The 12,516-nt window shown below is 56.6% G+C and carries 17 protein-coding genes and 1 pseudogene; 6 read left to right on the top strand and 12 right to left on the bottom strand.

Features of this window, described 5'->3' with window-relative positions:
* Positions 1–16 precede the first annotated feature (16 nt).
* From MKD49_RS12425 to MKD49_RS12395, 7 genes are all read right to left on the bottom strand, one after another.
* Positions 17–163 carry a hypothetical protein gene (locus MKD49_RS12425; protein WP_252696456.1) on the bottom strand — a complete coding sequence of 49 codons (147 nt, stop codon included), beginning with the start codon at positions 161–163 and terminating at the stop codon, positions 17–19.
* Positions 160–2,211 carry a replication endonuclease gene (locus MKD49_RS12420; RefSeq protein ID WP_252696455.1) on the bottom strand — a complete coding sequence of 684 codons (2,052 nt, stop codon included), beginning with the start codon at positions 2,209–2,211 and terminating at the stop codon, positions 160–162. The genes MKD49_RS12425 and MKD49_RS12420 overlap by 4 nt, the downstream gene beginning before the upstream one ends.
* A 431-nt stretch (positions 2,212–2,642) precedes the next feature.
* Positions 2,643–2,864 carry a hypothetical protein gene (locus MKD49_RS12415; RefSeq protein ID WP_252696454.1) on the bottom strand — a complete coding sequence of 74 codons (222 nt, stop codon included), beginning with the start codon at positions 2,862–2,864 and terminating at the stop codon, positions 2,643–2,645.
* Between the two features lie 85 nt (positions 2,865–2,949).
* A complete protein-coding gene (locus tag MKD49_RS12410; protein ID WP_252696453.1) occupies positions 2,950–3,147 on the bottom strand; it encodes an ogr/Delta-like zinc finger family protein in 198 nt (65 codons plus the stop codon).
* A 56-nt stretch (positions 3,148–3,203) separates the two neighbouring features.
* Positions 3,204–3,404 carry a hypothetical protein gene (locus MKD49_RS12405; protein ID WP_044530748.1) on the bottom strand — a complete coding sequence of 67 codons (201 nt, stop codon included), beginning with the start codon at positions 3,402–3,404 and terminating at the stop codon, positions 3,204–3,206.
* The gene (locus MKD49_RS12400; protein WP_252696452.1) at positions 3,397–3,639 is read right to left on the bottom strand and encodes a hypothetical protein; all 243 of its coding nucleotides are present in this window, start codon (positions 3,637–3,639) and stop codon (positions 3,397–3,399) included. The genes MKD49_RS12405 and MKD49_RS12400 overlap by 8 nt, the downstream gene beginning before the upstream one ends.
* Before the next feature lie 15 nt (positions 3,640–3,654).
* Entirely contained in the window at positions 3,655–3,855 is a 201-nt protein-coding gene (locus MKD49_RS12395; RefSeq protein WP_075259287.1) for a hypothetical protein, read from the bottom strand.
* Between the two features lie 61 nt (positions 3,856–3,916).
* On the opposite strand from MKD49_RS12395, the gene MKD49_RS12390 reads away from it, so the two are divergent.
* The gene (locus MKD49_RS12390) at positions 3,917–4,387 is read left to right on the top strand and encodes a helix-turn-helix domain-containing protein (protein WP_252696451.1); all 471 of its coding nucleotides are present in this window, start codon (positions 3,917–3,919) and stop codon (positions 4,385–4,387) included.
* Positions 4,388–4,787: 400 nt separating this feature from the next.
* The gene (locus MKD49_RS12385; protein WP_371925475.1) at positions 4,788–4,922 is read left to right on the top strand and encodes a DUF4399 domain-containing protein; all 135 of its coding nucleotides are present in this window, start codon (positions 4,788–4,790) and stop codon (positions 4,920–4,922) included.
* Positions 4,923–4,992: 70 nt separating this feature from the next.
* On the opposite strand, the gene MKD49_RS12380 is transcribed toward MKD49_RS12385, so the two are convergent.
* Together MKD49_RS12380 and MKD49_RS12375 are read right to left on the bottom strand one after the other, a co-directional pair.
* Positions 4,993–5,511 carry a DUF421 domain-containing protein gene (locus tag MKD49_RS12380; RefSeq protein WP_252696450.1) on the bottom strand — a complete coding sequence of 173 codons (519 nt, stop codon included), beginning with the start codon at positions 5,509–5,511 and terminating at the stop codon, positions 4,993–4,995.
* Between the two features lie 20 nt (positions 5,512–5,531).
* Positions 5,532–6,020 carry a DUF421 domain-containing protein gene (locus MKD49_RS12375; protein WP_252696449.1) on the bottom strand — a complete coding sequence of 163 codons (489 nt, stop codon included), beginning with the start codon at positions 6,018–6,020 and terminating at the stop codon, positions 5,532–5,534.
* A 224-nt stretch (positions 6,021–6,244) separates the two neighbouring features.
* Between MKD49_RS12375 and MKD49_RS12370 the strand changes: the two genes are divergently transcribed.
* The 4 genes from MKD49_RS12370 (at position 6,245) to MKD49_RS12355 (ending at position 9,180) form a co-directional block, all read left to right on the top strand.
* Complete coding sequence (locus tag MKD49_RS12370; RefSeq protein ID WP_252696448.1) at positions 6,245–6,463, top strand: hypothetical protein; 219 nt, start codon at positions 6,245–6,247, stop codon at positions 6,461–6,463.
* A 1,193-nt stretch (positions 6,464–7,656) separates the two neighbouring features.
* On the top strand, positions 7,657–8,181 hold the full coding sequence (locus MKD49_RS12365; protein WP_252696447.1) for a CinA family protein: 525 nt from the start codon (positions 7,657–7,659) through the stop codon (positions 8,179–8,181).
* Between the two features lie 213 nt (positions 8,182–8,394).
* The gene (locus tag MKD49_RS12360) at positions 8,395–8,598 is read left to right on the top strand and encodes a KGG domain-containing protein (RefSeq protein WP_252696446.1); all 204 of its coding nucleotides are present in this window, start codon (positions 8,395–8,397) and stop codon (positions 8,596–8,598) included.
* 78 nt (positions 8,599–8,676) lie between these two features.
* The gene (locus MKD49_RS12355) at positions 8,677–9,180 is read left to right on the top strand and encodes a ferritin-like domain-containing protein (RefSeq protein ID WP_252696445.1); all 504 of its coding nucleotides are present in this window, start codon (positions 8,677–8,679) and stop codon (positions 9,178–9,180) included.
* 57 nt (positions 9,181–9,237) lie between these two features.
* Here MKD49_RS12355 and MKD49_RS12350 read toward each other — a convergent pair.
* The 3 genes and pseudogenes from MKD49_RS12350 to MKD49_RS12340 form a co-directional block, all read right to left on the bottom strand.
* A pseudogene (locus MKD49_RS12350) lies at positions 9,238–9,384 on the bottom strand (ZIP family metal transporter); the annotation flags it as partial.
* A 793-nt stretch (positions 9,385–10,177) separates the two neighbouring features.
* A complete protein-coding gene (locus MKD49_RS12345; protein WP_252696444.1) occupies positions 10,178–11,800 on the bottom strand; it encodes a methyl-accepting chemotaxis protein in 1,623 nt (540 codons plus the stop codon).
* Between the two features lie 153 nt (positions 11,801–11,953).
* On the bottom strand, positions 11,954–12,454 hold the full coding sequence (locus MKD49_RS12340; RefSeq protein ID WP_252696443.1) for a spore coat U domain-containing protein: 501 nt from the start codon (positions 12,452–12,454) through the stop codon (positions 11,954–11,956).
* Positions 12,455–12,516: the final 62 nt, after the last annotated feature.

The following is a 12,516-nucleotide window of genomic DNA, read 5'->3' as shown; positions in this document are numbered from 1 at the left end:
GTGTTTGTGGTTGCGTTCACTTCTGGTTCTCCTGAATGGCCGTAACGGAGCACACGCCAAAGTGATCGACGGCGGCGGCGATCACGTCGCAGCTATGGGCTGCGATGGCGGTGTAGGAATGGCGTGCGCTGGCGGTGCGCACGACGACACGAAACGCGGTCATGGGGCGTTCTCTTTCGTTAGGTTGGGGGCAATCGGAAGTTCGCTGACATCGAGCTGCCCGGCGCGCCAGTCGGCCACCTGGCGCGGTGTGGCGCGACGCGGGGACTTGTCGGGCTGCGGCACCATGCGCGGCCAGGGGCATGCCTTGATGGCGTCCCATGAGGCCAGGGCCTGGCGCTGTTCGTCCGCCGTCGTGGTCGGCGCTTGCCACGCTGGCCTGTCATCGACCACCGGCCGAGGCCAGGGGCATGCGCCCAGGGCAAGCCAGGCATGCTCAACTTGCGCGGCCTGGTCGGGCTTGAACATGACCGGCGCGGGTGATGCCTTCGGCTCGAAGGACGCATCAGCTGCAAAGTCAGGCCCAGCGGGCTGCGTACAGTTATTTACACGAGTCCAAGGGAACCCCGAGCCCGCCGTAGCGCGGGCGTCGTGCCCTTGAACTGGCGTCCATGTGTGACGAACGGATTTAAAAACCACACCGACCATCTGACGGCACTGGACGCCATAGGGCATGACCCGCTCGCATTCTTCATAGCGGCCGGTGACAGTCTTGGTCTCCTTCGCGAGCGTGACCATCAGATCGTCTCGCTTCAACAGCGCGCCGCCCTGCGCACGCAGATAATTTGCCCAGCACGCACGCTTCTCGCCCTCGACCTTTTGTACGGCATCCCATGCGGCGGCCATGGCCGGAGGAGCCTGTTTGACCATGTCTGCCGGCACGCGGCGCAGCTCGCGCCAGACGCTCACCGGTGCGCCACCCCATTGCTGGAACTGGCGAATACCCCAGCGAGCCGCCCAGGCTTCCACACGGGCCGAGGGCGTCAGCTCACGGTCCCCCGCCATATCAGTAGTGATGAGGTAACCTTCTTTGGTCTTGTGATCCGCCACGCCATCGATATTCTTGGCCACGTACTTAGCGATATAACCGGCAGCACTACCTTTTGCCCAGTCAATACGTTTCACATCCAGGCGGCGCTTGAATGCACCCGGTTCGCCGCGATCCACGCGCCAGGCGTATCGCTTCATGACGCGGATAGCGCGGCTGGCCACGTCCTTGACGTGGAGCGTGGTGTAGTCCGGCAGCGCGCGCACGAACACCAGCATGTGCCAGTGAGGACAACCATCATGATGCGGTTCAGCGATCCGGAAGCCGTACAGACCAATACCGCGACGAGCCAGCGCCGAACGCGCTAGCGCAGTCATCTTGCCAAGGTACTTATTGGCTGTGCGCGGGTCCGAGCCGTCATATTTCGGATTCGGCTTGCCCGTATGCAGCGTCGCATGGAAGCGCGATGGGCACGACCATGTGAGGAACAGCCCCTGATCGTTGCACTCCTTCGCAATTACCTCGAAGCCATTGATGCGCAGCATGAGTTCGCCGCGACGGATGGTCTTATTGGCAGTCGTCTTCTCGGCCAGCTCAGCAATACTGAATTCCTGGCCAGCCTCATTGCGCACCATCGTCGCTTCCAGCGCGGCGGCATTTCTTCTGTTTTGTGCCAGGCGAGAGAGTACGGCGTCATTACTGGCATAGGGCTCGCCGTGATAGTGCACATAGCCCAAGCGGATATTGCCGCCCTCAAAGGCACGACCAACCACCTTACGCAGTTGCCTGCGCCACCAGCGCGGATCCACCACACGCGCAATGATGGCGCGCAGGTCGTCATCATCCACTTCCGGCATATCAATGCCGTAGTCGCTGCACTCTTGTTCAATGAGGTCGCGTGCGTGGGTATCAGAAATCGCCTTCCACAAAACCTTCTTGACGTTCTCGGCAGCTTTCTCGGCCGTGGCACAAATATCGGCATCATCCTGCGACAGATCCACGCCCGCCGGCACGTACTGCTCAGCGAATTCCCGGACGAATTGAACCGCAACCGGCTCAAAAATCTTGTTCCAGTGCCATACCGACATCAGTTCGAGGGCCTGGCTCACGACACGTCCACGCCACTTCAGCGGAATACGTGCCAGCTCTCCGGCAAACTGCTGCGATTCGACGAAGGCCCGATGGCGACGGCGTGTCTTCGCATCGACTGTTCTAGACTGCATTGAGCGCTCTTTCATACGTCGTAATGGCACGCAGCACGGCATGGCGCATCGCCAGGCGTTCTGCTTCAGTGAAGGAGTGAATAGGGGATTCCCAGCGATCCGCCGAGAGTCCTGCCAGGGCGAGGATGTGTCGACGCACTGGCCTGGGCATCGCCGCCCACGAATAAGCAATGCCAGTTTGCAGATCGGGCCGCCTGCGATTGCGCAACAGCGAAATGGATTTACTGAGCTCAGCCTTAGCGGCTTCATTACCCGGCGGGGTGGGCACCCATGCCGCGCGCTCGCGCAGAAGGTCCGATGCCGGACGGAATGACGCATGGTCCTTAATTCGTGCACCGCGCATAATTACCCTCGCACCAGCCCGAGAGCCGCCAGAAGAGCCGGTGCAAGCAGCAACAACACAGCGATTCCATGAGCGATCACAGTACGCATTACCACGCCCCCATCAGACCGCCGAGGCGCTGCAAGCGTTGGACGAGGCGGGCGGAAATAACATTCTTTCCTTGCCAGATCACATTCCACTGCAGTTCGTCCTGCAGCACGGCTTTGCGCATCAGCATGCGTTGGGCGCATTGAAATTCTCTGAGGTCGTCGCCCATGCGAAGCCGCAGCGAGGCGAGCGCAAGCGTTGTCTGTTGCTGATCGAGAGCCATGGTGATGTTTCTTGAGGGTGAGCGAATCCCGCGTGCGCCAAACGGCGCACGACAGGTCTTAGTCAATTTGGGATTCAGCGACCGGCTACGCGGTCACCAGCAAGTCAGGCCGTGCCTGCTCCTTGGGGGGGAGGTACGCACGGGGTGAGATGGGAAGGCTCACCTCGGGATTGGGCATGGCCGACAGGGAAACGGTACGAGAAATCTCCAGCGTGGCAACGAAGGTATGGCCGCAATCGACGTTCTGGCATCGATAGGTGATTTCCTTCATCAGCGTAGACATGGTCCGGCTTTTGGCTGCACGCACAGGGCTTTGGCAATGAGGGCACGGCAGGCTGATTACACGCATGTTGTTTTCTTTCCCTTGATGGCATAGAGTGCACGCCCCTTGCCGGTAACACGTTTGATACCTTCTCGAACAGATTGCGCTAGAGCGAACTCAGCGGCCTGTTCAATTGTGTCGAAGCCTTCTCGCATCATGATCACTTCCAGGGCTTCGACTAACGCAGGATGGGTGAACGGCAGTTCGATATCAGGCATTGCGAGGCACTGAAAAGTGGCTCGTGAGCGCCTTGGCTTGCACGTTCTGCTCGGATAAGATCGGCATCGAATAGGATTGCGCCAGGGCGATGGCCTGATGCATCAACAGATCATGGGCCAAGGTGGCCAGATTTTCGCCTTGGTACTGTGCCAGGGCCTTCATGATGTCGTAATTGTCGTCGTTGACGCGCACTACGATGCGGTGATGACGGATTTTGCGGGGATCATCGTACATGGCGGTCTCCCATGCTCAAGCCCGTCCGGCTTTGACGTCTTTGTCGTAGGCGGCCATGCCGCGTAAGATCAGCAGGCGCACAAAAGAAGAGCGCGTGCGCAAATCCTGGCGGGCCAGCTCGGCCAGTCTTTGCTCTTCATCGGCTTCAAGGCGGAAGGTAACGGCCACCGAAGTATCGGTGTGCGGGCGGCATACGTGCTTGGAGAAGGTAGGCATATGGGATAATCGTTGTATACGTCACTTAGCAATGGCGTGAATATAGAGTCCAAATGGACCCATGTCAATCGATTTATGCGTCTTTATGAACACAATTGGGGAACGCCTCAAGTCGGAACGCACCCGACTGGGATTTAATCAAACTGAATTTGCAGCCATAGGAGGCGTGCAGCGCCGTGCGCAATTGTTTTACGAACAAGATGAACGTCGCCCGGATGCCGGTTATTTGCAAGCTGTGGCACGTTTGGGTGTGGACGTGCAATTTGTCGTGACGGGTATAAGAAGTGGTCAAGCGCTGTCTTTGGATGAAGAACAATTACTCGCTCGATTCCGCAATCTGGATCTAATGGGAAAGGCTCGCTTACTTGGGATGGTTGAAGGGATAGGCACCTCGGATGCTTCGCCCCCATCGCAAACACACAAGCGCAATATCCAAATGACGATCCACGGATCAGTTGGTCAGCAAATTACTGGAGATATCACTGCTCCGCAGAACATCATAATGGGGCGCAAAAAAGTAAAAGTGAAATAGAGTGGATTGAGGTAGCGGTTAGATTTCCCGCTTACTCAGGTTCAACTAACCGTGGGCAGGACCAAGCGGTGGTGCCGACGGTAGCAGCCTAAATTGTGCCCTCAAGGACGGCCACGAGGCTTCGAGGGCAGACGTATGGCAGACAACGCCTACCTTGTTCCCGCCTGGGTTTAGAAAATATGCGATTTGAATGTAGGATTTCAACGAACACCAAAGTGGGTCAGTTTTCGATGCAACTCAACAGAGCAACGGTCACAAGTCCGTTCAAAGTCCGTCTGTCAGCGCATTCGATGACTACTCAAGCTGTGGGAACACCGGTTAATCATACGGACCACCATCATCTGCTGATCAATCACTCTCCGATAGGTAAAGGCAAAATAACCCGCGCGACGAAACCCATATACACCTTGATCAAGGCCAGACAGAAGCGACGCTGATCCTGCCTCCAGGAAAATTCAAACTGACAGCCCAGTTCGCTGACGGCGAAGAGCGATCGTATGGCCACATGATTGCGCACGGCATAACATCACAGTGAAATAACGGATGGCGGCGCAGAACTGACCGTGTCTAGGGAGTTCTGAGAGGTGCACTGGGCAGGGGAACGCTTATTGGTCGCAGCACCCCGGCTGCATCTGGATACTAATCTCACCGTTGCGTTCGAGGATGGCCCTCTTGACGTTCTTGAGAGCGATTCCGTCTCCCTTCTTACGCAAGGCAGTTTCCAGATCTCCCATGCTGATCAGTCCCGCGCGCATCTCATCCCGATTGACCCAGCCGTCTTCAACCAGCGTTCGCTGCCGGCCGCTGATCAGGTCGTCAAACGACGCCCAGCGCATCAATAACATAGCAAGTAATCGGTGCAAGGCCACTATGGTGGCGCCAGCACACAACGTAGGAGCCATGGCGGAGGCCCCGACGACCGCCCGGCTGAGGATGGCGCCCAGCAGCACCATCAGGCAGAGATCGAAGGCGCTGCCTTGCCCGAACGAGCGTCGTCCGGCCAACCGAAGGAATAGCAAGGTCGCCAGAAAGACAATGACGGCGCGGGATAGCATGGAGAGCGCGCCAAGATCGTCGCTCTTACTCCACAGGTCGACGTCGCTATAAAGCAAAATCAAATTCATGGGACATCTCCTGTCAGCAGCTATTGGCTTTTCTTCAAGACGCTGAGCTCGCCATCACTTTCCATCGTCATACGCGCGACTTGATCGAGCGAGGCAATGCCGTTCTCGCGCAGCTTGGCTTGGATCTCGTCCGGTGTGACGAGCTCCTTGCGCATGTTCCGGCGCAGCATCCTGCCATTCTCCACCAGAGGCAGCGGTTGAGGTTCCAGCCACTTCCTGATGCGCGCTGACCGGTAGCTCGCGACATCGATCAAGTAGTTCCATGCCATCAGCGTAAGTACTAGGAGCAAGGCGTCAGGAACGGTATTAGACTCGCCGCTCATTCCATTTTGTGACGCATCCGCGACGATCACCACCAACAGGAAATCCCCCACACCCACATTGCCAGTGTCACGCCGCAAGACGAAGCGAAAGAAGACGAACAGAAAGAGATAAACCAGCGTTCCGCGCAAAACGATCTCCCAAGGCGAGACGCTGAAGCTGGTCAATTCATCCCATTGCACATTCATCTGCATTCCCCTGCTGACTAGACCCTCATTTGACCATGCGGGCGGCCGCTAAATTCACTGTTATCCGCTAAATGCTCTCTCCTTTGACGATGAGCTGAGCTCAAACAATCAGGCACTGACAGCGTTTGCCGACAGGATTTCTTCCGTTTGGCTTATGGCGAACTCGTTCGAGGGAGCCCATTATCCGAAGGCAATACAGCGCAGCAATCCAGAGGAGAATTGAAATGGCAAACCAGAATCAAGGCGGCAGCCACGAACAACACGTGCAGGCAGGTCAGCAGAGTCATAAGAACACTGGCCAACAACAGCAGAGCAACAGCGCGTCGGCGCAGCAGCAAGGCGGCACACGCGACGGATCGCACGAACAGTACGTTCAGGCGGGCCAGCAAAGCCACAATAACACCGGCCAGCAGGAACAGAGCAGCAGTGCCTCGAATCAGTAACACGGCAGTACGCGTGGCCATTGAATCAACAGGCTCGTACGGAAAATTCCTGGTCCGGCTCAGTCAGCCGGGGACGCTACCAGCAAGCCCAGACGGAGCGAGCGCTTTGAAGCGGGGAACTGGATGCCGGCAGCCGTAACAAGGGAATCGCCAAATCTGAATTCGACGTCGTGCAGCGGCAACCCAAGAATATCCCCTTATGGGGCTACGCTACCCCTTTTAACTTTCACCACTGAGGGCCGATGCGCGCTCTGGTTTATCACTCCTCGCACGATGTGCTGGTAAGGGATACGCCTAAAAATAGTTGCGCCAAGGCCCAACACTCAATCGGCCGGAATCAATTGACTAAAATTGAAGACCTGACCTCTAGGGCCAGATCCTCATATTCAAAATAGGAATCGTATTTTTATCTGCGAGAGCAATATGACAGCAATTCGAGAATATGGTCTTGTGCTAGTGCTGGTTACCGCCTCTGCCGCAACGTTTGCTCAGCCGTTTGAGCAGCGCGGTCCGACTGGCGATAACCGTGCAGTTACTGGAAACCCTGGAGCTCAGCAGCCACCTACAGGGAACAGTAAGGCGGCTAAGAAAAAGCAGCCGCTGAAAGATGATCAAAAAAAGAACCCTAAACAGTCAACAAATCCTGACACTGCTGCACCAACGGCTTCACCTGGCACTCCCGCAGAGAACAATGCCCAGCCTGACTCTTCAAAATAGAATAGCCGACTGTTCTTTGCTCGCAGAGTTGATTACTTCCAACTGATCCGCTTTCTATTGATGCGCAAACGCTTCAACGCGCGCATATGCGGCTGTTTTCCGCGCTGCTGGCGACGGCATTTATCGCCGCAGCGCTGACCGGTACATTGATGCGCCGTAGGAAGCGCCCCCCGGAGGATGCCTCGGTGCTCGCCGTCGGCGATGTCGTGCGGGGGCCGGTGGTCCTGACACAATACGCGTTCAAGTCATGCCATCGCATCTCAGGCATTGTTGGGGCACAGACGTTTTTCGGGCGGACTCGACGGTATTCAAGAACGACATTTCATTGCAGGGATCTTGCCCAACACACCCGCAAATCTCGCGTACTGAATCCGTCACTCCCGGCACCTCAAGCCAGAAAGCGCCATGGCTGAACTGGCCGTGACGCCGCAAAAGGCGGCCGATATGGTGGTTTATCTGCCCCAGGCTGAGACGCCATGAACATTAAAGAGAAGGAAGCGGCAATGAAAAAATCGGCAGAACGCCTCGGGCGCGTGCTGGAGCACAGAGGACTGCATCTTGTTACCGTGGAGTCCTGCACCGCCGGGCTGATCGCCGCTGAACTGGGCGGCATCGAAGGCTGTGCAGCCTGGCTGGAAGGCGCGTTTGTAACCTACACGGTGCCGGCCAAGAATTGCATGCTGGGCGTGACGCAGGAAGAGGTTGACGTTCACGGGCTGACCAGCGAATACGTTGCCGAGCGGATGGCGCGCGGCGGGCTTGCCGGTTGCAACGCTACGCTGGCCATCGCCAACACTGGCGTGGCAGGTCCCGATGACGCGCCCGATGGCACCAAAGCAGGTACCGTCTGCTTTGCATGGGTATGGCATCGTGGCGGGCAGCAGCAGTTGCGCGTGGCCACGTGCCATTTCGACGGCGATCGGGAGAAAGTACGGTATGCCGCTGCGCTGCATGCGATCAATGAAGCGGTGCGGCTGCTGTCTCAAGAGAATGAGGCATAGGCCCGAGGCGATCAAAAGGAAGCATTAGGACCCTCACTCATCTTCAAGGTATCTGGCATGTCCGACAGCAGTTCCGTCCTCCTAATTGAGACGACTGCTGATAGGACTGCAGCCCTCCTGCGGCTACGATGAATTTACGTCGGGCCCCATGGCTCACGTATTGTGCGATGACGTATCCCCGACCAATCCCGTTCAACCACAAAGGAGATCAAGATGGCAAATCAACAAAATCAGGGCTCGACCGGCAACCGCGGTTTCGCTTCGATGGATGCGGACAAGCAACGTGAAATCGCCAGCCAAGGTGGCAAGGCTGCCCACGAGAAGGGCACAGCGCATGAATTCTCTTCCGAAGAAGCGCGTGCGGCTGGGCAGAAGGGTGGCCAAAACAGCCACAGCGGCGGCGGTAACAACCGTTAATTCATTCACCGTCCTGAGAAAGGGCCCAGATGGGCCCTTTTTCTCATTTCCTATCCTTTTGATATTTGGGAGTTCGCCATGACAGCAAAAACTCTGCAGGACCTCTTTATTCACAGCCTCTCCGACGTCTACAGCGCCGAGAAACAGCTCACACGGGCTCTGCCTAAGTTGGCTCGTGCCGCCACCAATCCCGAACTGCGCGCCGCCTTTGAAACACATCTGGAAGAAACCCGGGGGCAAATTGAGCGCATCGACCAACTGGTCGAGGGTGCCAACCTCAAACTCAAGCGCATCAAGTGCGTTGCAATGGAAGGATTGGTCGAAGAAGGGCAGGAGCAAATCGAAGAGATTGCCAATGGCCCCGTCCTTGATGCCGCCCTGATCGGTGCAGCGCAAAAGGTGGAGCACTACGAAATCGCCAGTTACGGCACTTTGTGTGCCCTGGCCAAGCAGCTTGGCTTGAAGGATGCCGCTAAGCTTTTGCATGACACGTTGGAGGAAGAGAAGGCAACTGACCAGAAACTGAGCGTGCTCGCACTAGAGAAGGTTGCGGAGGAGGCAAAGGCCGCACAGGCCGCATGAATCACTACGATAGCGACCTCCCGCCTTCCTCGTTAACTTCAGCCTGGGAGGCGTTTTTTACGCCAACGCAGTATCGAGCATCATCATCAAGACGAAGCCCGCCATCCGGCCGCAGGTGGCTCTCCGGTCATCTCGGCGCTGGTGTGGATCCGGGATGACATTATGCGCAAGCACGAACAGCATGGGGCCCGCCGCTCCGCCTAGTGGTGACCCTTCTCTCGGCCGTCTTCTGGTAGCCGCAACTTTATTTAGCTACGAAATGTCTATCGAATCCAAACTTCCCACCCGTGAAAACGAAATGCCGGCCCAAGACGCTTTTGATGTGACGGTGAGAAAGCCGCGCAACGGAAACGTAGAGAATCGTGAAACTGATACCGATTCCGCGAACAAGAAATCGCCAAGCCGCTAGAAACGGACCATCTTCCAGAGCAAGCCAAGAAAACGGACGATGTTTACTCTGCGCGGGATACCCGGAGTAATAGTCCACAAGTCTGATAGGAGGCTTGCTGTTCCGAAATCAAGCATAAGGCAGCTGAACGAGACGATGCCGTCGGCAGAAATTGACTATATTTTCTGCCGACGACCAAACAACTGCGACGTTGCCGGGGCGAGCTAATTGGCGTTGTGTGCGCTCAAATAGCCGCGAGTGACCGCAAAAAACGGTACTCACTTTTTTGAATGCGGATCTCTAAAGCGAGAAGCCCGCGAAAGCGGGCCTCTTGCTTTTCGATTGTCCGCTTCTGGCCGATCACGAACACGATGCACGGCATTCTATTATCGGCCGCCGCGCTTGGCTAAAAGCGGGTTATTCGTCTGACTCCGTTTAAATGAAATCAAGCACTTACACGCACCAATCGCAGGTCTCAATAACCCACCCCGCACTAATCTGCTGATTTTTATAAGCTTTTAGCCCCAGCAACGCTAATTCGTAATCAGCAGCTTCCCCAAAAAAATCGCCCCCGCACGAAGCGGGCGATTTTCCATGATTCTGTTCCTTTCAACCTAGTGCCAAGGCTCTGGCACCCATCTCCGTGTTTTTTCCAATGCCTGCGACAGTAGCGGAGCTTTGCGCATTATCGAGCTTGAATGTAGAGACCAATCCGGCCAATTCGCCCGCCTGCTCCATCATCGCATTCGCAGCAGCAGCAGCCTCTTCGACCAACGCAGAATTCTGTTGAGTCGCTTCGTCCATGTGGGTGATTGCGAGATTGACTTGAGTGATTCCGTGACTCTGCTCCTGACTCGCATGAGAAATTTCCGCCACCACATCGGTCACCCGCTTGACACTGGTGACCACATTTTCCATGGTCATCCCGGCTTGCTCGACCAGGCTGCTTCCCTGGGCAATCTGCACCACGGAATCATTGATCAGTTCGGTGATTTCTTTTGCTGCCGTAGCGCTCCTTTGTGCCAGGCTACGGACCTCCGATGCAACGACAGCAAATCCGCGCCCCTGTTCACCGGCCCTTGCTGCTTCGACGGCGGCATTCAATGCCAGGATATTCGTCTGGAACGCAATCCCGTCAATCACGCTGATGATGTCGACGATCTTTCGTGAGGAAGCATTGATACCTTCCATTGTGCTGACCACCTTGCCAACCACCTCACCACCTTGGGTGGCGACGTTCGAAGCGGACACCGCCAGCTCACTCGCCTGCTTGGCGTTATCAGCGTTTTGCTTCACGGTGGACATCAGTTCTTCCATCGCTGAAGCTGTCTCTTCCAATGCCCCTGCCTGCTGTTCCGTGCGCGAGGACAAATCCAAGTTGCCTGTTGCGATTTCGGTAGATGCCTGTTCGATGGAGTGAGTGCCTTCTCTTACCCTTCCCACAATTCCGACTAAGCTATCGCGCATCTTCTTGATGGCGAACAGCAAACTGGTAGTGTCGCCGTCTTTGACATTTACTTCGGAGGTCAGGTCACCAGCCGCGATCTGCTGCGCAATATCTGCAGCGTAAGTGGGCTCTCCGCCAAGTTGCTTCAAAAGTCCCCGGGTGATCGCGAACGCAACAAGTACAGAAATGAGCGCCACTATGGCGGTCAACACGGCTACTACCACGGAGGCCTTCGCTGCGAGGTCGATGGTGGCGTCATGGGCCTTAGCATTTTCTGCGCCTACTTCGTCGATAACCTTGTTGATATCGATTACGATCTGGCGGCGTAGTGGGCTACACTCATTAACCAGAAAATCGCGAAACTCCTCCGACTTTCCGCCTTCACGATAGATACGCGGACGTTTCAACTCTTCAGCCATCTGCAAAAGGCCCACGCGGACCTTCTCAAAACCCTTGTCGCCGGCGAAATGCGGCTCCATGTCTTTGAGCGCCTTGAGATAGATCTGCTTCTGTTCATCGACGATTGCCAGCTCCTTTTGCGCTTCTGCATCACTTCTGAAGACGTAGGCATTGCGAGCGGCGAGACCCGTTTGATCTAAAGCTTCTCTCGCGAGATAGAGCGGTACCAGGCGCTGATCCTGTACCGCATCGGCCGCCCTGATGGATACAGTAAGTGAATTGATGCTACCTAATGCTATTCCCGCCAGTAGAACCGTTAGCGTTACTAAGGCTGTGAACGCCGACGCCAGTTTGGTTCCAATCTTCATATTCTTGAGCGCATTCATATATTTCCCCTAGGTTAAATACCGGCATTTTTGACATCTGCTGCATGCCGGCTGCTACCGGCACCCGATAATTTGGGGACAGCTCAACGGGCGATTAGTGGGACGTTCAATCCGCGGCAAAGCGTCATTCGGCTCGGTGCCGCGATTTGCGATTTAGTAGGTGAGTGTCACGGTCACGGTATCCGAGTAGGCACCTGCCAGTGGCGTCTGGGCCGCTGGGATCTGGCCATAGACGGTCAGGGTCTGAGTCAGGCCGGAACCGGTGCCGGTCAGGGTATCGGTGCCGATGGTCGAACCCCAGTTGTTGCTGCGGGCCGAATCGCGGTACAGCGCATAGTTCAGGGTACCGCCGCCGGCTGCGCTCATCTTGCGATTGCTCACGCTAGCACCGGTACCGGTGCCAGCATCGAGGCCGACGTTGTAGGCGGTGCCGTTGGTACAGAGCACGGTGATGGTGCCGGTCTGGTTCACTACGGTCTGGGTGTAGGCGCCGAAGGCGATGGCCGAACCGACCACGGTGCAGGCAGCCACGACCGAGGCGCTGATGGTCAGCGTGCCGCTGGCGGTAGCACCGAAGGAAGCCGGTGCGCTGGAAGCCAGGACGACAGCAGCGATGGAAGCAGCGACGATACGATTTTTCTTGATGAAGAACATTTTTTGTTTCTCCTGGTCTGGCTGCCCAGTCCTCGCCCCTTGCAAGAACTTCCCCGTGCAGC

It is taken from the genome of Herbaspirillum sp. WGmk3 (assembly GCF_023952535.1).
GTDB lineage: Bacteria > Pseudomonadota > Gammaproteobacteria > Burkholderiales > Burkholderiaceae_D > Herbaspirillum > Herbaspirillum huttiense.
This window is presented reverse-complemented; position numbering and strand designations above follow the sequence as displayed.

Coding starts and splice junctions, on each gene's coding strand:
- MKD49_RS12425 (WP_252696456.1), bottom strand. CDS start 163: ATGACCGCGTTTCGTGTCGTCGTGCGCACCGCCAGCGCACGCCATTCC.
- MKD49_RS12420 (WP_252696455.1), bottom strand. CDS start 2,211: ATGCAGTCTAGAACAGTCGATGCGAAGACACGCCGTCGCCATCGGGCC.
- MKD49_RS12415 (WP_252696454.1), bottom strand. CDS start 2,864: ATGGCTCTCGATCAGCAACAGACAACGCTTGCGCTCGCCTCGCTGCGG.
- MKD49_RS12410 (WP_252696453.1), bottom strand. CDS start 3,147: ATGTCTACGCTGATGAAGGAAATCACCTATCGATGCCAGAACGTCGAT.
- MKD49_RS12405 (WP_044530748.1), bottom strand. CDS start 3,404: ATGCCTGATATCGAACTGCCGTTCACCCATCCTGCGTTAGTCGAAGCC.
- MKD49_RS12400 (WP_252696452.1), bottom strand. CDS start 3,639: ATGTACGATGATCCCCGCAAAATCCGTCATCACCGCATCGTAGTGCGC.
- MKD49_RS12395 (WP_075259287.1), bottom strand. CDS start 3,855: ATGCCTACCTTCTCCAAGCACGTATGCCGCCCGCACACCGATACTTCG.
- MKD49_RS12390 (WP_252696451.1), top strand. CDS start 3,917: ATGTCAATCGATTTATGCGTCTTTATGAACACAATTGGGGAACGCCTC.
- MKD49_RS12380 (WP_252696450.1), bottom strand. CDS start 5,511: ATGAATTTGATTTTGCTTTATAGCGACGTCGACCTGTGGAGTAAGAGC.
- MKD49_RS12375 (WP_252696449.1), bottom strand. CDS start 6,020: ATGAATGTGCAATGGGATGAATTGACCAGCTTCAGCGTCTCGCCTTGG.
- MKD49_RS12370 (WP_252696448.1), top strand. CDS start 6,245: ATGGCAAACCAGAATCAAGGCGGCAGCCACGAACAACACGTGCAGGCA.
- MKD49_RS12365 (WP_252696447.1), top strand. CDS start 7,657: ATGAACATTAAAGAGAAGGAAGCGGCAATGAAAAAATCGGCAGAACGC.
- MKD49_RS12360 (WP_252696446.1), top strand. CDS start 8,395: ATGGCAAATCAACAAAATCAGGGCTCGACCGGCAACCGCGGTTTCGCT.
- MKD49_RS12355 (WP_252696445.1), top strand. CDS start 8,677: ATGACAGCAAAAACTCTGCAGGACCTCTTTATTCACAGCCTCTCCGAC.
- MKD49_RS12345 (WP_252696444.1), bottom strand. CDS start 11,800: ATGAATGCGCTCAAGAATATGAAGATTGGAACCAAACTGGCGTCGGCG.
- MKD49_RS12340 (WP_252696443.1), bottom strand. CDS start 12,454: ATGTTCTTCATCAAGAAAAATCGTATCGTCGCTGCTTCCATCGCTGCT.